This window comes from Neolewinella litorea, from assembly GCF_004803465.1.
Classification (GTDB): domain Bacteria; phylum Bacteroidota; class Bacteroidia; order Chitinophagales; family Saprospiraceae; genus Neolewinella; species Neolewinella litorea.
On record NZ_SRSF01000004.1, the window covers coordinates 60,299 to 81,136 of the forward strand.

The window sequence follows — 20,838 nt, forward strand, 5'->3', positions numbered from 1 at the left end:
GAATGGTCGTAGGGCGTATTGTGTGCGACGGTTTACAGAATCAGGCGGCGGCGGTTGACGGATCTTCCTCCTCCATCCCCTCGTTGCGGACCAGGGTACGGTACAGGAAGTCGACGATCCGGTATGCGATCGTCAGGATGGCCGAATAGACCGAAAAAAGGATGACCCCGCTGAGGGTAGTATAATCTACTAGGAAGTATAGGACAAATACCTGGGTCAGGATCGTCGCGGCGATGAAGAGGTAGGGGTTCGGGATAATTCCCCGGGAGGACGACATCACGTGGGCCACCCCACTAATCATCATCAAACAGCTGCCCAGGGTCATCAGCACCACCTCCGTTTCGAGGTCCTGGTACTTGCTACCCAGTATCCAGAGGAAGATATCGGGAAACAGGTAAACCGCTCCGACGATGAAAGCCGAAAGCACCAGCAGTAGTCCGAGCACCTGAAAGAAGCGCAGGATGATCACCCGCCGATCCGGGGGCAGGCGCGCGTAGCGCGGTACGATGAGCATGTCTATTGAAAGCCGCACCAGCGTGAGCAGCATCATCAGCCGGGAAAGCGCGCCGATCTGGGCGATGCTTTCCGTGGTGCTGAAAATGGCGATCAGCCAGACGGTGATCTGTCCGGATACACAATAGTAGATACTGCCTGGCAGAATCCGCTTTACGGTCTTCAGGATGCGCTTGCGGTAATATTCGCTGCTCCCGGTCTGCCAGTCTGCCTTCCTGAGCGACAACTCGCGGAACTGGAGGTTGCCCCGCACCTGACTGGCCCCCGAGGCGAGAATCGCCACGGCGGCGAAGGGGAAGAAGAGCAGGCTCGGAATGGTGATCAGCAGCCGCAGCACGTTGATCTGCACGTTGACCTTCAGCAGGTCGTTGATGTCCTGGTGGAGCTTCGGGACGGTCTGCAGGAGCGAACCCGACAACTGCGCCCAGAAAGTTGGCGTGAGGCACAGGATAAGCAGGATGGATTGCCACCACACCACCCCCTGCTCCTGCAAGAGGTAGTAGAGTATGGGCACCGATACGAGCAAGCTGCCGACGGCAAATTGCCGGCGCATGTGCATGCCGGTCGCCAGGATCTTGCCCAGCTCGGGTTTGTCCCGCCAGTTCTTGCCGCCCTCCGACATCACCCCCGTGGAGATGCCCCCGTCGGCCAGCACCGTCATGGTCCCCAGCATCGTATTGGCCAGAGTGTAATAGGCGTACTGCTCCGTGGACAGCACGTGGATGATGAAGATGCCGCAAATGAATCCGACACCCTGAATAAGCAGCTGAGCGCCCCCCGTTACACTTACCAGTTTGCCCCATTTGACCAACTGAGGAGCACGCGCCGCCATTTTAGAAAAAGATTGCAACAAGGACCTATTCGTAATAGCCGTAACCGTAGCCGTAGGACGACTTGGGATCAATTCCGTTAATAACCAGGTTTACCCGCGGCAGTTTCCCGGCCTCGACCATCTCGTTGATGTAGCCGGCGCTCTTTTTGGGCGTCACGTTTATCCGGGCGACGAATAGCGTAAGGTTGACCAGATCTTTCATGAGAAGTCCGTCAGTTACAATGCCAACGGGCGGCGCGTCGAGGATGACCACGTCGAACTCCTGTCGCAGCCGGTGGACGAGGTTTGTCATCCTGCCTTCCATCAGCAGTTCGGCGGGGTTGGGGGGTAGGGGGCCACTCGTGATAAGGTGCAGCCCCTCCTGCGAGGTGGGGCGAATGATATCTTCGTAGGACGACTTGCCGATGAGGTAATTGGACAATCCGACGGCTTTGTGGTCAACGGCTTCGTCGGTCACCATCTCCGCCAGCCGGGGCTTACGCATGTCCAGCCCAACCACAACTACCCGTTTTTTGGATAGGGCCAGGGCGGCGGAAAGGTTGGTGGCAATGAAACTCTTTCCTTCCCCACTCACGCTCGAAGTGACCAGAATCACCGACGATTGCTCGCTGGGCAGCAAAAAGCCCAGGTTGGTGCGCAGCAGACGGAAGGCTTCCGCCGCTCCGTTCCGGTTCGTCTTGGTAACGATCACCGTTCCGTGGTCGGGACTCTTGATGATGCGACCCACGACGGGGTAGGGCATGTACTTCATAATCTCCCGCTCCGTTCCGATGGTGGTGCCGAGCAATTCCCGCAGGAAGATCAGGCTGCCGGGGATGAATAGGCCCATTCCGATGGCCAGCAGGTAAAAGGCCGGTTCGTTCGGGGAGATCGGCGCGGACGTGCTGGATGCCCGGTCGATGATCCGGGTGTTGGGCACCTGGGCGGCGATCGACAGGGCGGCCTCCTCCCGTTTTTCGAGCAGGAACATGAAGAGGTTTTGCTTGATCTCCTGCTGGCGCATGATCTGCAGCAGCCGTTGCTCGTTGCCGGGGATGCGCGTCATCTGCGCCTGCAAGGGACGGATGCGTTCCTCGATCTTGGATACCCGTTCGTTCGTCTCACGCAAGAGGGAGTTGACACTCCGCAGGATGCTGCGTTTCAAGTCGCCCAGCTTTTCGTCGAAGGTGGCCACCATGGGGTGATCAGGCGTGACGGTCTCCAGGCGCTGGTCGCGTCGGAAGATCTGGTCGTTGTACTCCGTGATCAGTTGGGCGAGGACGCCGGAAATGATCTCCGAGGAAACGGGCAACATCTCGAAATTCTCGTCGCCCTCCGTCAGGGTGTTGCGGATGTCAATGATCAGGTCCCGGCGGACCTGCAACTCGGCCAGTTGCGCGTCGGCCTCGTTCATCTGCGCAAGGTAGTTGGCACCCTGGGTCTGGATATCCACGCTCAGGTTGGCGCTACGCTTGAAACTGGCTACGTTGCTTTCGACTTCGTAGAGTTCATCGGTGACGTAATCGAGGCGTTCCTCAAGGAAGCTCAGGGTCTGCCCGCCCGTCTGGCTCTGCTGTTCCACGATCTGCTGCTCGTAGACCGTGACCAGCGCGTCGAGTATGTCGCGGGCCTTATCCGGGATCGGGTCGGAAAGGTAAAGGGTAACTACGCCCGAACGCTCCACCTGCTGTACGCTGAGCGAGTTGTTGTACTGCAGGGCTACCCGGGTCGGGTTCATGACGTTGACCTGGTAAATGGAGGTGTTGTCCTCGGGTGGATCGTCGCTGGAGATCGTCATGGCAAATTGCCGGTTGCCGATTTCAAACGGCTCGCCGTAGCTGACGCTCGTGGTGTCGCCTCCGTAGCGGATCAGGGAGAAAGTGCTGGGATTGTCGAAACGCACCATCACGCTTCCGTACTCCACCGGGGTATCGGGGGTGGCCTTGGTAGTGTCGAGCAGCACCAGGCCGAAATTCTCGGGCTGGTATATCTCGGTGTTTCTGACGGCACCCTGGTGGATGTAGCTGATGTCGAGCCCCAGCAGGTTGACTACCCGCTCCATCAGGTACTTCGACCGGAGCATATAGATCTCGTTGTCGATCACGTAGGTGTTCTCGAAGCCCAGTTGCTGGGAGATCACTTCTTTGGACAGGCCGGCCTGGCCGCCCGACTGTTCCTGGATGAGCATTGACGTCTGCGCCAGATAGACAGGGGTGGTATACCGGAGGTGCAGCCAGGCGGCACCGACGCAGGCGGCAATGGCCAGGACGAACCAGTACCAGTTCCGCTTCATCCGGTTCAGCAGCGAGGCATAGTCGAGTTGCACCGCCGGAGCGAAGTCCTGCTGGCCCGGACTTCCGGTCCGCCAGTTCTGGGGGGCTACTTCGTCAGGATAATTTTTCATAGCGTTTGGATATGGGCCGCAGCTCTGTCTAGTTTCTGCTGGCGAGTGCGATGACGAGCGTTACGACGGAAAGGATGGGCCCCAGATACGCGAGAACGCGCTGTCCCGGATCCGATACCGTTGCCGTCCGTGCCCGGATGGGCTCTACGTAGATAACGTCGTTTTGTTTGAGGTAGTAATACTCCGAAGTGAAAACTTCGTCGGTCTGCAAGTTGAGCCGCTGGAAACTGCGCTCCCCGTCCTGTTCGCGTACGATGAGCACCGAAGACCGGTTGGCGTAGTCGGTCAGGTCGCCGGCCATACCCAGGGCTTCCAGGATCGTGACCCGCGAGTTGGCCATATTAAGGATGCCGGGGTTGGATACTTCCCCCAGTACCGTAACCTTGAAGTTGAGGAAGCGGACGTTCACGACCGGGTCCCGCAGATAGGTCTTGAGCTTGCCCCGGATCAGAAACTGCAGCGATTCGATGGTCTGCCCCGCCGCCTTTACCCGGCCCAGCAGGGGCATGTCAATGTAGCCGTCCTCGTCGACCAGGTAGCCCTGGAAAAGCTGGATATTCTGGTTGCTGGCCTGGGAAACACCCGCCATTTCCGCCCCCTGGTTGAAGGGCATGGCGGCTTCCGGGTCGATGCTTTCTACGTCGACCCGCAAAAGATCCTTGGCCTGAATCTTCACGTCCAGCGCATTTTCAATTTCCCTCGTTTGCCCTTGTGGCGCGCGGATGTCGTCAAAGTTTACCAGCTCGCTGTAGGAAACACAGGCGGTAAGGCTGGTAATCAGGTAGGCGATCGTCAACAACGGTAAAAGAGGTAGGCGCATAGTAGTGATGAGTGTAGTCGGTGAAGTTAGCGGATTATCGGCACGCCTTCGGCCTCTATGCGTCGAAGCGACACAATTCCGGTTTGTCCAGCCTGTTGCAGCAAGCGTGCCAATACGTAAGGAAGACCGTGACGTCTTCCGGCTTTTTGCGGGTTTTTATGTGAACAAGACGACCGTGATCTCCTCATGTACAAAGGAAAAGATCGTCAGTAAATGAATTTCGGCATGGCCCGGACGGTAAACCTGGCAACTGTACGGGACGGTCGGGGAACCTTCCGTCGGCCTTGCTAGATGGTGTGGAGGCGCAAGCGTTTACACAAGTAATCAACCTTGACTGTCCGTACAACGACCGGGAGCCGGACTCTTGTATGATGGCCCTGCAAAAAAAGGTAGTGGCCTTACGCCCTGCCGCCGCTGCGCGTCTGTGATGCATGGAGGTGTATCTTCAATTTGGTTAAGGCAAGCGTATGCAACAACCGGTACCGTTTATCCATGATCAACCCGGCCAACGTGCAATCCGCTATCGTTGGCGTTGTCCTTTATTAAGGTGCCGCAAAACTAAGGCAGTACCGGGGCTTCTGCAAGGGGCGCGGGCGCGGGTGCAAGGGGCAAGACCGAAGCAGCCGGCATCGTGGTCACGGCCGCTCGGAATAGCTTGATAATATGGCTGACAAAGCCCTGTGCACGATAAAACCGAAACGTTAAAGTTCTCCGTTTTCCCGGGTGGGAAGTAACTTTAGAGTAAACAACAGGATTATAGAGTAGCTGCTGATATCCGATAAGGAAGAGCAGTCTGACTGTAATGGTATGTTTCGCCAGGGTTCGTCTTTGGCAGAAAGCAAGGTTTAAAAAGATTTCCTCAAATGGCGCATTTGTCGTCTGTTGTGCATGATGATGACAAGCAAGTTGGGTGTCGGGTGCTTTATAGCTTACCTTCGCCGCCGCCTAACTGTTGCTTTCCATGTGGTACCGGGTTGCATCACCTTCCCCCGGTCCGCATAAACTATCCCCTTGCTTTTTGTCGTAAGTCTTAGCACGAACAGGTTTGTACACCTGCCATAAACGTCCCACACCTAGACATACCACTGAGTTTTTGGTTCTCAATGGTCCGACACGCTTACTTCTTGAACGACGCTTAGCAACCCAATTCCCACCCACGCCAACCGAATAATTAACCCGGTTGGAAAGTACTTTAAAGAGGGTGCCCAAATTGACACTAATGAATAACACTTTACGTATCGCTTTCACACAGATTTCCCTTTTGTTTTCGCTCCTGGCCTTTGCCGGCCCCGGGAACGGAATCAATTTGGCACCCGCTCCGGAAGCTGCGGGTTGCTCCCCGATAAGCACCCTCGAGTGTAGTGAAATCGCGGTGAATCTGCCCTTTGCCCTCTCCTTTGACAACAACCAGGGCGGCATTCTTGACCGCCAGGATCGCGGAACGGGCTTCACCATGGTCGACCCCCCCTCAGTCACGCAGTTTCCCGCTGTGCCCTCCCTGCCAGACGTGCCCGGACTGGAGCCCGGCCTGCTCAACGTCAACAACGGCCGCCTAAACATCACCAGTACGCGGGGAACCCGCTACGAACTGCCCCCCGCAGGCAGCGACAACAACACCCAGGTTAACGGTCTTGGCGTGGGCTTCGTAGCACCGGGTAGCGTGTTTGACCTGGAGGTCGATCTGACCCAACCCGACTTCAGCTCAAGCTCCACAGCGGGCGACCAGCAAGGCGGCATCTGGTACGGACTGGACGAGGACAATTACGTCAAACTGGCCCTGGTCAAGGTATCTGAACAGGTCCAGAACGTTCAATTGCTGGTGGAACGGATCAATCCCGCAGCCCCGGATCGCGTAATTATCGAGCAGATCGCTTCGAGTACCTTCCGCAGCGACGCCAACTCCGTCCGCCTGCGCCTGCGGGTCGATCCCGTTTTCGGTACCGTCAGTGGATACTTCTCCATCAACGGCGCCAATGAAGTGCTGGTCAGCAACGCCGAGGGCAGTACGCTCGCCTTGCCGGAAAGCTTCGGTGAAGGAACGGACCACGATGGCGACGCGAACACCCCGAACCTCACTTACGGAGGTCTTTTCACCACGCACCGGCTGGCCCCGACCTCCGAGGCCATCGTCTTTTCCTTTGATGATTTCAGCATCGAGGTGGCTCCCTTTACCCCCTCGCTTATCCTGTCGCCCGCTACGGTCAACCTGACCCAGTACCAGGGAGAAGCCCCACAGCGCGTGGAAGTGCGTCTGCTCGCCAACGACAGCAAGAATCCGTCGATCACCCTCACCGACAACCCCAGCTCTGCCTCCTGGCTCGAACTGCCCGCCGACGCAAATAAGCCCGGTACCTACTTCTTCTATACGAAGGCCAATTTGCCCGTCGGGGACTACAGTACCACGGTCACGGCTACCGCCGCCAATTACCAGTCGGCCCAAATGAAGGTTACCCTCAAGGTATCCGAGGCCAGTTCCGTACCGCGGGTACTGAGCAGTATCCCCGCCAATGGCGCGACAAACGTTACCCTGACCACTTCGATCCGGGCCGACGACCTGTACGTCCCCAATCAGAAGGACGGCATCTTCGGCGTCGACAACAGTACGATCACTGAACAGACCGTCCGGCTTTTCAACGTCAAACTGAACCAGTATGTAAGTGCCTCCGTCAACGGTACCGGCGGGGGAGACGCCATCGTGCTCTCGCCCACCTTCTCACTGGAATCAAATACCACCTATCGCTTTGAGATCAACGGGGTAAAGGATTTGACTGGCGCGACCTTTGAGCCGTACGCGGCCACCTTTACCACCGCCGCCGACAACTCAGGCAAGGAAACCGCCCTCGACGGGGTATCCTTCGTTAAGGTCGGTAACGTCGTTACGGGTGAGACTTACTCCTCTCTGGCCATCGGCCCGGACCAGCGCCTGTACGGCCTGCGCCTGTCGGGTACCGTTGACCGCTGGCGCATCGAGCCGGACGGCAGCCTGAGCAACAAGGAAACCTTCACGACCCTCGAAGACAAATACGGGGCCCGCGCCGCCATCGGTATGGTGTTCTCCCCCCAGGCCACCCTCACGGAGCCGATCATCTTCATCAGCCACTCTACCGGAGTACTCAACAACGCCCCGGCCTGGGACGGCAAGATCAGCCAACTCTCGGGACCCAACCTCGGAACGGAAAAACTGGTGGTCACCAACCTGCCGCGTTCGCGCCGGGACCACCTCACGAACGGCATCGTATTCGATCCGAACCAGAACAACGTGATGTACTTCAACGTCGGCAGTAACACCGCCGGCGGTGCCCCGGACAAAGCCTGGGGATTCCGGGAGGAAACCCTCCTTTCGGGAGCTACTCTCCGACTGGACCTCGATCTCCTGCCCCCCAGCAAATGGCCGCTGAACGCCAAGACAACCATGGACCAGTCGGCGATCAACGCCGCCAACGTAAATTCGCCCACCCTGGGCTCGGGTACGGGGACCTACGTTGAAAACGGAGTGACCTACCCCGACAACGGTACGTATAACCCGTACTACGTCAATGCCCCACTGAAGCTCTACGCCACCGGCATCCGTAACGCCTATGACCTGGTATGGCACTCCAACGGCCAGCTCTACATTCCGGCCAACGGTACCGCGGGCGGCAGCAACACACCGGCTTCGGTCGACGACACCCGCCGTCCGGATGGCACCTTCTACGATTATCAGGATCCCTCCGGGAAATTCCCCGTGATCCCGGCCACCTTTGGCAACAACACCCAGCGCGACTTCCTCTTCCGGGTCGATCCACTGGCTGAACCCCTGCCTTACTTTGGTCACGCCAACCCCCGCCGCGGTGAGTTCGTGCTCAACCGCGGTCCGGTCGACGTTACCGGATACCCCAATAGCATCCAGCCCGATCCGAATTATCGCGGATTCGCCTACAACTTCGACTACGGTATTTCGCCCAACGGAGTGATCGAGTACCAAAGCTCCGCCGTCGGCGGTAAACTGCAGGGTGCCCTGCTGGTGTGCCGGTACAGCGGTGGTAGCGACATCATCGCCCTGGTACCCAACGGTCCGAACGGCGACATCCTCACCGCCAAGGTGGGCATCCCCGGTCTGACGCGCTTCCAGGACCCCCTCGACCTGGTCGAACACCGGCAAACTGGTAACCTGTACGTTGCCGACTACGGAGAGCGCACCATCGTACTGGTCAAGCCCAGCGATAACTCAGTTGCCCAGCCCTCCATCACCGTGACGCCCACCTCGATCGTGACCGACGATGTTGTGGACGGCAAGCCGGGTAAGGAGATCCTGGTCACCTTCGCCAATACCGGTACCGCAGCCCTGCGGAAGCCCCGGGTCACCCTTGCCGGACCCGATAAAGATCAATTCGCCCTCAACCTGGCCACCGTACCAAAAGAGGTACTGGACGCCCAGCAGTCGGCCTCCTTTCTCCTGACCTTCAACCCCACCTCCCCGGGTACCAAAACCGCCAGCATTGTCATCACCGGCGAAAATGCCGTGGTTTCCGCTGAAGTCTCCCTAAACGGCCTGGGTAAGAAGGGCACCGGCGGAGGCAATGAGCCTTCCCTCCAGCAGATCTTCGATACCTACGGCTTCCCGATCGCGGTAGGCGACACCGATCCCACTACCAACAAGATCGATCTGCCCGCCGGCAAGAATTACAACTCCATTATCGGAGACGAAACCTCCATCCAGTACTTCCAACAGGCGACGGATGCTCCGATCGAAGTCGAGGTACTGGGCGTTTTCGGACCCGAGGCCAATGATCCCATTGTCGGGTTCGGCTGGTACGAGAGCGGCATCACCGCCTCCGCTTCGGAACTGTTCACCGTACGTAACAACGTGGCCGGCAACGGTCAGACGCTGAACCCCGCCGTCACCGGCGTCCAAAAATTCAACGTGGGTGAAAAGGTCTTCGGCTTCTACAGCCGCTGGCCCTTCTTCAACAACCGCTACCTCTATTCCGAGGATGTCCTGAATCAGTTTTCGGGTGCCATCCCGCACCACGTCCGGGTGTACGAGATTCCCGGGGTGGACAACACCTACATCATCGCTTTCGAGGAGCACATTGACGGCTTCGACTATCAGGACCTCGTAGTACTGGTCCGCAACATAGAACCCGCGGCTGTCGTGCTGGCACCCCGGATTACGGCTACTCCGCCCGAACTGCTTTTCGAGGCAATGGAACTGGCCCAGGGGCCGCAGGCCGATACCGCCGTGGTGACGATCACGAACAGTGGAAACGCCACGCTCAAGATCACCTCGGTGACGCTTGGTGGACCGTTCGGCGGCGAGATCAAGAACAACTACAAATTTACCGGTCCCCAGAACGTAAGCCTCGAGCCCGCCTCGAAGCAACAGTACACCGTCATCTTCGACCCGCCCAACAACGGTGATAACCTGGGTTACCAGGAAGCGAAACTGACGTTCAAGACCAACACCGAATCCGGCACCTTCGTCCTTGGCTTGCACGGCCTCAAGAAGCGCGGTTCCGGCGGCGGCGGCGAACCCCCCCTGCAGGATGTGGTCAAGACCCTTGGCTACAACGTGAATGTTGGCTGGACTACCCTCAATCACACTACCTCGGCTACCCTTCAGGGACAGGAGATCGCCGAGCCCCTTTTCCAGGCCGCCGGTCCGGAAGGGGTAAGCATCACGGCTATCGCCCGTTACTCTCCGGCCGAGCGTCTGCCCTTCGGTTGGTACCAGATCGACGGAAACGGCAAGATCAACCGCACCGAAGCTGGTGTGCTGAAAAATGGCGTACCTGAGTCGCAAATGCTGTTCCCGCCCCGGGAATCCGGTGACCAGACGACCACCTTCAATCCCCGCGGAGCCTTCGGTCTGTACGTTTACTCCAATAGCTTCAACCGCTACAACTACACTCAGGATGAACTGAACCAGGAGGTGCCCCACCGCGCCCGGGTGTACCCGGCCCGCAACCGCGCCGGAACGATCATCCCGAACAGCTACCTCATCGGATTTGAGGACGCGACGAATGGAGATTACCAGGATTACCTCTTCCTGATTACCAACGCCCAACCCTACGTGGCTCCCGATCCGGCCCTAGCATTTGAGCCTTCCGAAGTGCGGGCCAACGCCGTAGCCGGTCAGCTGTCCGGGCGCTACACCGTGGAGTTGACCTCCAATACTCCCATTGCCGATAACGCCGTCAGCTTGTCGGCCAGCCAGCCCTGGATCATCCTGCCCACGAGTTTCACCTTCGGAGAGCTCATCGACGTTTCCGTGGACGCCTCCCAATTGCAGTTTGGTGTCTACGAAGGCACCGTGACCGCCCGCGCCAACGGATTCGAATCGGGCGTACTTAAGGTAATTGCCACCGTAACCGAGAAGCAAAAGCCCGGAACGGTCAAGGTCAACTTCCAGGACGACACCTTTGATCCACCGGCAGGCTACGTAGCCGACGTCGGTGCAGCCTACGGCCCGCGGGCTAATGGACTGACCTACGGATGGATCAACCCCTCGACGAAGCAACCGCAGGACAATACAGCTGCGGCACGCGGAGACGAAAGGGGCATCACTTCGCTTAGCTCCGATGCGGACAAGCTGCTGCGCTCCTTCAACCAGCTCGACGTGCCGGGACTGAACAATCCCCACGACTGGGAGATTGCCCTGCCCAACGGACTCTACCGGGTGCAACTGGCTGCCGGTGACCAGGGAAGCACCAACGGCAAGCACACCCTACGGGCCGAAGGCGTGGTCGTGATCGATCGCTTTATCCCGTCCTCTAACAGCACCTTCCAGGTAGGCGTCGATACCATTCGGGTATCCGACGGCAAGCTTACCATTGACGATGTTGGAGCGCCCGAAGACGGCAACACCAAGATCATTTACGTCGACATTATCCCGGTAGACAGTAGCAGCTTCGCGCCTGAACTGACCGTCGATCTGGTCGGCAACCAGAACCAGGCCGGTGAATACTACGGCAGCGTAACGGTAACCCTTTCGGCCGCCGACCGTTCCGGCGGTGGCCCCCTGGGCGATATCTTCTATACGCTCAACGGTGGCCAGGCCCAGCGCTACACCGGCCCCTTCCAGGTAACCATTCCCGCCGGCACCACGGCCCAGGCCAACCAGCTGACGGCCACGGTCACCGATGGACGGGGTAATGTCGGAACGGTAAAACGTCCGTTTACCCTTATTCAAAGTTCAGGGGCCCTGCTGCGTCTGGAGAACATGGCCAAGATCCGCTTCCGCGACCGGGGTTTCCCAGCCGACGACTGGTACACCTTCAACAAGATCGAGCGCCCGGTCAACTTCCAGGGTACGCCTACCGTGACCCGCCTGGAGAATACCGCACGCATCCACAACGACGGCACCAGCCCACTGGTCATCAATAAACTGACCACTACCGATCTGGACCACTTCATCATCGTTCAGCCCAGTGTGCCCGCCGAAGGACTGGTGATTCAGCCCGGAGCGTTCGTTGATGTCGTCATCCGCTTCGTAAATGAGGCTCCGCCCTACCGCCGCCTCATCACCGAAAAACTGGTGATCTCTTCCAATGCCGATAACGCCCTGGATACCGAAGCTACCCTCGTCGGAGCCTGGATGAATACGCCGGAAGGAAGCAGCGAGCTTACCACCCAGCAGCTGTTCGAGGCCTTCGGCTTCGAAACCCAGATGGGTAAGGACGCCAATGGCAACTACATCACCAATCCCGGATCGTACATCCCGACCGAAGCCCAGATCGCTTCCGGACAGGAAGGCGATTTGATCCTGACCGATTTCTTCGTACAGGCCAACCCCAGCGAACCGGTGGAAATGATGCAACTGGCCGCATTCCACGCCCGGGGCGCGAATAAGACGATCCTGTACGACGCCAACAAGGTGAAGATCAACCGGATGGAAATGGACCACGGACCCTCCTGGTTCCAGGCCGTGCTGCCGTGGAACCGCGACGACCTTCCCTTCCTGACCGGGGTATTCAACAACCAAGTCGACGTACCCTTCTCGGTCACCATCAACGGTTACAGCTCGCGCGGCGGAAACTCAAAAGGTGAGTTCGCCGACAAGATTCTGGGCGTCCGGATCTATAAGGCCATTGGTCGGGACGGACGGGTCATTCCCAACGAATACATCGCCATCCAGGATGCCATCGGCGACGGCTGTGGTGCCGGACAAGGTAACTGTGACTTCCAGGACAATATGATCTACTTGATCAACGTCCGCCCCGTCAAGCAGCCCAGTGCCTCGGCCATCACTAACGTGACGCTCGACGTATTGGATGAACTGAATTACGACCTGAATCCCTTCTTCAACAAAGGCTACCCCGGCAACCGGCTTACCTACGCCGCGACCCTGGAGAACGGACAACCGCTGCCCGACTGGGTGAGCATTGACTCCCTGAGTGGCAAGGTGCTCATTACGCCCGGCCTCGAAGAAGCCAACCAGCAGATCCGCGTACGGGTAAAGGCAACGGACTACAACCTGATTACCGTGAGCTCCACCTTCACCATTACGGTGCGGGATACGGATATCAACTGTACCGTCAATGCCAACGCCGACGGTCAGCCCAAGACCCTGGACTGCAACACCGGCACCGTACGCCTTCGCGGAAACGTTTCCGCCGGCAGCTACCAGTGGAGCGGCCCCAACGGATTCACTTCCACCGAGCAAAATCCGCTGGTATCGGTCGCGGGTACGTATACCCTGCGTACGAACGCCAACAACTGTCCATTGACGAGTTCGGTGGTCGTATCGCCCCGGCCCACGCCCGCTACGCTTGTCATCGAAGCGCCCTACACCAGCATCACCTGCTCGGTAGCTTCCATCGACCTGACGGCCAAGTCGGGCGATACGGGAGCATCCTATAAATGGTACAACGCCAGCAACCAGGTACTCGGCTCAGCCGCCCTACTGCAGGTTAACCAGGCCGGCACCTACCGCGTCGAAGCCACTTCCGCCAGCGGCTGCGTGGTCACTAAGTCCATTGTGATCAAGCAGGACCTCTCCGCGCCCAGTGCCGGCGCCGATGGTTCGATCACCGTGTGCGGCAACGCCGAAGCCTTCAGTCTGTACAGCCGCCTGGCTGCCTTTGGGGGCAACCCCCAGGCCGGTGGAACCTGGACTTTCAATGGTGTGGTCGTATCGGATATGTTCACGCCCCAGACCGCCAAGTCCGGTGAGTACATCTACACGGTCGGCGGTAAAAACGGCTGTGGTAACGACTTTGCCCGCCTTCAGGTGCAAATCACCGCTCCCCAGACCTACTATTCCGATATCGACCGCGACGGATTCGGTGATCCCAACGAGCCCCTCCTTTCCTGTGTGGTGCCCCCCGGGTACGTCACCAATGCGGCCGACAACTGCCCGACGGTCAACTCCAAGAACCTGGCCGACGCGGATGGCGACGGCATAGGAGACGGCTGTGATCCCGACGACGACAACGACGGCGTGGAAGATGAATTCGACTGCCAACCGTTCAACGCGCGGGTCGGCCGGGCAACGATGTACTATGCCGACTTTGACGGCGACGGCTTCGGCGACCCGAACAACGGCTTCGGCACCTGCGCTCTGGCGCCCGAAAACTACGTGGCCAATAACCTGGACAACTGCCCCTTCAACTTCAACCCCGACCAAACCGACAGCGACGGCGACGGAGTAGGAGACGTATGTGATGAGTCCGCAGCCGGAGCCTCTGTATTCTGGCTGGAAGCGGAGTGTGCCGAGGTTGGCTTCAAATGGAACCGCGTACGCAACGACACCGTTTCCAACGGCGAGTACGTGGTGTACAAGGGTGAGAAATCTACCACGAGCCCGCCCATGGCCAATGCCGAGAACCTGGTAACCTTCCGCCTGCAAGGCGTCCAGGCGGGTAAATACAACATCTTCGGACTCTTCCTGGCTTCCGACCCCGCAAGCGATTCGTACTGGATACGGATCAACGGCGGAGAGTGGTTGCGCTGGGCGGATAACTTCAAGTACGGCAAATGGGCCTGGAACGCCTTGTCGCAGAGCGGCTTCGACCTGCCCGACGGTGACGTGGTCATCGATGTAGCCTACCGCGAACCCAACACGCTGTTCGACAAACTCTACGTAGCGCTGAACGGCACCATGCCGACCGGCCTCGGTGGAGAAGCCCTGAACTGTGCCCCCGCCCTGAACGAGGCCCCGATTGCGGTAGCGAAGCTGTCGCCCCCCTACGGCAACGCTCCATTGACCGTCACCCTGGACGGTAGCGGGTCTTCGGACAAGGACGGCAAGATCGAGAGTTACTCCTGGGACTGGGGTAGCGGCAGCGCGCAGGGTCAAAGCCCTCAGGTAACCTTTAACGAAGGCACCTACAGCGTAAGCCTTACCGTAGTCGACAACAAGGGTACTGCGGGAATGGACGTCAAGACTCTCCGGGTCCTCAATCCGGACCAGGATACCGACGGTGACGGCATCAACAACGACGAAGACGTTTGCCCCCTGTTCGCTAACCCGAACCAGCTGCTGCCGACCTTCTACTCGGACACCGACAACGACGGACTCGGTGACCCCGCCGTCTACGTGGAAAACTGTGAAGCGCCCCCCGGCTACGTTTCCAACTCCCGGGATAACTGTCCGAACTTCACCTCTACCGACGTCACCGACACCGACGGCGACGGCATCGGCGACCAGTGCGACGATGACGACGACGGCGACGGTTTCCCCGATGCGGAAGACTGTAACCCCCTGAACCCACGCGTGGGTAAGTTCAACACCTACTATGCCGACTTCGACGGCGATGGTTTCGGTGATCCGAACAACAGTGTAACGGACTGTACCCGCCCCGAAGGCTACGTGCTGGACAACACCGACAACTGCCCCTCCGTGTCCAACGCGGACCAGATGGACAGCGACGGTGACGGTATCGGAAACACCTGTGATCCATCCGTAGTAGGTAAGAATACCTTTTGGCTGGAAGCGGAGTGCGCGCAGGTCGGTTCCAACTGGGTGCAGGGCAGCGCTACGGGTGCTTCCCGCGGCAAGTATGTCGTGTTCCCCAATGGCAACTCCTACAATGATCCCCCCGCCGACGTGCCCGCTAACCGCATTCGCTTTACGGTGAACGGTGCCCAGCCGGGTAAGTACCACGTATTTGCCCGCATCCGCGCGCAGGACTCGAGCGATGACTCCTTCTGGTTCCGCATCAACAACGGATCATGGGTCAAGTGGTCGAACAATATCCAGAGTGGTTCCACCTTCGAATGGAATGAACTGCTCGACAGCCCCTTCACCCTCCCGGACGGTACTTCGACCATCGATATCGCCTACCGGGAAGACGGCGGCCAACTGGATAAGATCCACCTCAACGTGGACGGAGCGGTACCCACCGGGACCGGTCCGATCGCCTCGAACTGTGGTGAAGAAGTCAACAACCGCCCCGTGGCCGTTGCCGCCGCTGACCCGACCTCTGGTCTGGGCCCGCTGCAAGTAACGCTTGACGGCACCGGCTCTTCGGATTCCGATGGTGTCATCATCAGCTACAAATGGGCCTGGAACGGGGGTGGAACCGCCGTAGGTCCCAATCCCGAGATCGTCCTTAACGACGGCTCCTACAACGTAACCCTGACCGTCACCGACGACGATGGTGATACGGCCACCGACGTGGTAGCTATCAACGTGCAGCGTAACAATACCGATACCGACGGAGACGGCATCCGCGACGTAGAAGACAACTGTCCGACCATCGCGAATCCGGATCAGCGGCAGAATACCTACTACGCTGATTTCGACAACGATGGTTACGGTGATCCCAACAATACCATCCTGGCCTGTGCCCCACCCGAAGGGTACGTGGACAACAAGCTGGACAATTGCCCCGATAACACCTCCTCCAGTCTGAAAGACACGGACGGAGACGGCATCGGCGACGCCTGTGACCCCGACGACGATAACGACGGGGTAAACGACGGTCAGGATTGCTATCCCCTCGATGCTTCCCGCAGTGTAGGACCTACCTACTACGCGGACCGCGACGGCGACGGCTTCGGTGACCCGAATGAATCGATTACCGCCTGCAACCAGCCGGCCGGTTTTGTACTCAACAATACGGACAACTGCCCCTCGATCTCCAACCCCAGCCAGACGGATGCGGACAACGACGGGATCGGAGACGTCTGTGACCCCTCTGTACCGGGCGTCAATGTCTTCTGGCTGGAAGCAGAATGCGCCCAGGTTGGAGAACAATGGTCGGTGGTAGACGCTGAAGGTGCCTCAAACGGCAAGTACGTGGTTAGCCGGACGGCTGAATCACGCACCACGCCCCAGGATATCCCCGCCAACCGCATTCGCTTCGTCATGGAGCGCGTACGGGCGGGCCGCTACCACATTTTTGCGCGTGTACTGGCGGCCAGTAATGGTGACGATTCCTTCTGGGTGCGCGTCAACGACGGCAACTGGGTTGAATGGTCCAGCGGCATCATCATCAACGGCCAGTTCAACTGGAACGAGGTGGTCCGCAGTCCCTTCGAATTCCGCGAAGGCTACAATACCGTGGACGTTGCCGTTCGGGAGAATGGAGCCCAACTGGACAAACTGCACATTGACTACGAAAGTGCCATGCCCACCGAAATGGGCGGCGACGCGATCAACTGCGGTACAACTTCCCCGGACAACCGACGTCCGGTAGCCCTGGCTGCCGCTACGCCGACCACCGGTCAGGCCCCCCTTAATGTGCAACTTGACGGTGGTGGGTCCTCCGATCCCGATGGCTCCATCGTGAGCTACAACTGGACGTGGGAAACCGGATCCGCCACGGGTGTCAACCCCGCCATCACGCTGACCAGCGCCGGATCGTACAACGTGGTTCTTACGGTCACCGACGACGACGGAGCCAAGGCGACCGATCGGGTCATCATTACGGTAGACGAATCCGAGAACGTGCCGCCGGTAGCAGTAGCTCTGGCCGACCCGCAGAGCGGTGAATCTCCCCTTACGGTGAACCTCTCGGGTGGATCCTCCTCCGATAGCGACGGCAGTATTGTTACCTACAAATGGACCTGGGGGGCGGAAACACTAACGGGTGCTGAAGTATCCCATGTGTTTACCACTGGTACGTACTCGGTGACCTTGACGGTAACCGACAATGACGGTGCCACCGCATCGGATGTCGTCAACATCGAGGTATTCGATGCCGGTGTCGACAGCGACGGCGACGGTATCGTGGATAGTGAAGACAACTGCCCCGATACCCCCAACCCCGACCAATCGATATCCACCTTCTACGCAGATACGGACGGAGATGGCTACGGTGATCCCAATAATTTCATCCAAGCCTGCGAGCAACCCGCCGGGTTCGTGGCCAACGCCGACGATAATTGTCCGACGGTAAGCTCTCCCGACCTGACGGATACCGATAACGACGGTATTGGCGACGCCTGCGACAATGACGATGACGGCGACGGGGTGGTTGACGCTGATGACTGTGATCCGCTCGATCCTGCGATCGGTGCTGCGCAGACTTACTACGCGGATACCGACGGCGACGGCTTCGGTGACCCTGCTGACAGCCTGGTGGCCTGTGCAAAACCCGACGGTTATGTACTGAACGGAACCGACAACTGTCCGACCATCGCAAACGCGGACCAGAAGGATACGGATGGCGACGGCCTGGGCGATGCCTGTGACGACGTGGTGGTTGGCTACACCTCCTTCACCATGGAAGCGGAATGCGCCGTGGTAGGTAGTGCCTGGACCCAGGAAGTCGATGCCAACGCTTCCAACGAAGCCTATGTAGTGTACCGCGGTACAAGCGCCTCGACGGCTGCGCCCGCTGATGTTCCCCAGAACTACGTTCGTTTCATCCTTCAGGACGCCGAGGCCGGATCGTTCTATCTCTTCGCCCGGGTATTTGCAAAGGATGCCGCCAGAGATTCTTACTGGGTTCGGGTGAACGAAGGCAACTGGACGAAATGGAACCAGTTCACGAAGTACGGGCAGTTCGTCTGGAACGCCGTTGCCGGAAGCCCGGTAACGCTCGTCACCGGTCGGAATACGATCGACTTCGCTTTCCGTGAATCCGAGGCGAAACTCGATAAGATCCACGTGGATGTCGACAATACCCTGCCGACCGGTTTAGGTGAGGTCGATAGCGGTTGTGGCGAACCGGAGAACATCTTCCCGATCGCAAGTGGACGGCCGAGCCAGACCAGCGGATACGCTCCGCTGACCATCACCTTGGACGGAAGCCAATCTTCCGACCAGGATGGCACCATTGTCAGCTACAACTGGCAGTGGAAAAACGGAAGTACGACGGGCCAAATGCCTACCGTAACCTTTGAAACCCCGGATGTCTACAACATCGTCCTCACCGTAACCGACAACAAGGGTGCTACGGATAAGGATACCATGTCCGTGACGGTCCTGGAGCAGCCTAATGAACTGCCGACGGCAGTAGCCCTGGCCACCCCAACGACCGGTGAAGCCCCACTGCGGGTACAACTGGATGGCACGGGTTCGACTGATTCTGACGGTACAATCGCCGGCTACAGCTGGAGCTGGAAAGACGGTGGCATGGCCTCCGGTGCCCAGCCCGAGATTGAGCTGACCGAAGCCGGTACCTATGCGATCGTGCTGACGGTGACCGACAACGACGGTGCCACCGGTACCGATACGGTGACGGTAGTCGTCGATCCGGCCAACGTGGCCCCGACGGCAGTAGCCATGGCCACCCCAACGACTGGTGAAGCCCCGCTGCGGGTACAACTGGACGGCACGGGTTCGACTGATTCAGATGGTACTATCGCCAGCTACAAATGGAGCTGGAAAGACGGTGGCACGGCCTCCGGCGCCCAGCCCGAGATTGAGCTGACCGAAGCCGGAACCTACGCGATCGTGCTGACGGTAACTGACAACGACGGTGCCACCGATACCGATACGGTGACGGTGGTGGTCGATCCGACGGACACCGACCAGGATGGTATTCCGGATTCGGAGGACAATTGTCCTGCCGTGGCCAATGCCGACCAGGTTCTCCCGACCTTCTACGCCGATCGCGATGGTGACGGTTACGGTGATCCCGCGGAATCCATTCAGGCCTGCGCAGCTCCGGCTGGATACGTAGACAACAAGCTGGACAACTGCCCGACCATCAGGTCTGCTGACCTGACGGATACCGACGGAGATGGAATCGGCAATGCCTGTGATCCTGACGACGACAACGACGGCACCGCCGATAGGTACGACTGCGATCCGCTCGATCCCACCATAGTGTTCCAGAACATCTACTACGCGGATACGGACAACGATGGTATTGGAGATTCGCGCAACTACACCTTCGGATGCACGCAGCCGGCCGGCTACGTAAGTACCTTCGGAGACAACTGCCCGACCATCTTCAACCCCGACCAACTCGATACCGACGGTAACGGAGTAGGCGACGCCTGCCAGGAACCCGAGGTACACGACGGCAACTACTGGTTGGAAGCCGAATGTGCCGCCAATCCGGGCCGGTGGGCCGAAGGATCCAGCTCTGCTGCTTCGAAACGGAAGTTCATGGCCTACATCGGCTTGAATGATCTCTCCGCGCCGACGGCCGCCGATCCGGGTGCCCAGATCGTAGCGAAAGTTGATATCGTGGAAGCCGGAAACTTCCACCTCTTCCTGCGGATGCACGCCTGGAGAAGCAGCAGCAACTCCTTCTGGGTGCAGGTCGACAACTCCCCCTGGATGAACTTCTCCAAGTTCATTGACGGGAACCCGATCGCTACCAGAGGATTCGAGTGGGTCAAGGTGAACAACAATGGTACCGACGTGACTTTCTACCTGTCCGCAGGTGAGCACACGATCCGGGTTGCCAACCGTGGTGCCTACACTCTGCTCGACAAGTTCCTGGTATCCGCTTTGAAAACCGTACCCTCGGGTATGGGAGATGAGGCAACCAACTGCCCCACTAATCTTACCGCTCCCGATACCGAAACCGAATCACCTGACGTGCTCTCCGCACTGCTGGACGATGTGGTTTCGAAAGCTCCGGCAGTGGAACTCTACCCGAATCCGGCGATCGACCGACTGAACTTTGCCCTCCGCAGTGATTACCACGGCCGGGTGAAAGTGATGATCACCGATATCCACGGTAGAACCCTGCGCGAATTCGAGTACGAGAAGGAAGCTGCAGTGCTGCAGGACGGCCTCGACGTATCCCAACTGCCGATGGGTACCTACACGCTGCGCGTGCTGGAGAACGATCGTCAGTTGCTACAGAAGTTCGTGAAGCTGCGTTAAGCGCCGCCTTCGAACTACCGGAAAGTAAACGGCCCGGAAGGATCATCCTTCCGGGCCGTTTTTTTTGTCCGGTA

The 20,838-nt window shown here is 58.8% G+C and carries 4 protein-coding genes; 1 reads left to right on the forward strand and 3 read right to left on the reverse strand.

Features of this window, described 5'->3' with window-relative positions; translation table 11 throughout:
• Positions 1-40 precede the first annotated feature (40 nt).
• Genes E4021_RS11050 through E4021_RS11060 form a run of 3 tightly spaced genes read right to left on the reverse strand, consistent with a single transcriptional unit; the run spans position 41 to position 4,548 of the window.
• The gene (locus E4021_RS11050) at positions 41-1,345 is read right to left on the reverse strand and encodes a lipopolysaccharide biosynthesis protein (RefSeq protein WP_136459380.1); all 1,305 of its coding nucleotides are present in this window, start codon (positions 1,343-1,345) and stop codon (positions 41-43) included.
• 25 nt (positions 1,346-1,370) lie between these two features.
• A complete protein-coding gene (locus E4021_RS11055) occupies positions 1,371-3,728 on the reverse strand; it encodes a GumC family protein (RefSeq protein ID WP_136459382.1) in 2,358 nt (785 codons plus the stop codon).
• A gap of 28 nt (positions 3,729-3,756) precedes the next feature.
• Positions 3,757-4,548, reverse strand: a complete 792-nt coding sequence (locus tag E4021_RS11060) for a polysaccharide biosynthesis/export family protein (RefSeq protein ID WP_136459384.1) — start codon at positions 4,546-4,548, stop codon at positions 3,757-3,759.
• Between the two features lie 1,219 nt (positions 4,549-5,767).
• On the opposite strand from E4021_RS11060, the gene E4021_RS18290 reads away from it, so the two are divergent.
• Positions 5,768-20,764, forward strand: coding sequence for a PKD domain-containing protein (locus E4021_RS18290; protein ID WP_136459386.1), 14,997 nt, complete (start codon positions 5,768-5,770; stop codon positions 20,762-20,764).
• Positions 20,765-20,838 lie beyond the last annotated feature (74 nt).

Bases quoted from the DNA above. Each gene is read 5' to 3' on its own strand.
- E4021_RS18290 (WP_136459386.1), top strand. From the start codon at position 5,768: ATGAATAACACTTTACGTATCGCTTTCACACAGATTTCCCTTTTGTTT.
- E4021_RS11055 (WP_136459382.1), bottom strand. From the start codon at position 3,728: ATGAAAAATTATCCTGACGAAGTAGCCCCCCAGAACTGGCGGACCGGA.
- E4021_RS11060 (WP_136459384.1), bottom strand. From the start codon at position 4,548: ATGCGCCTACCTCTTTTACCGTTGTTGACGATCGCCTACCTGATTACC.
- E4021_RS11050 (WP_136459380.1), bottom strand. From the start codon at position 1,345: ATGGCGGCGCGTGCTCCTCAGTTGGTCAAATGGGGCAAACTGGTAAGT.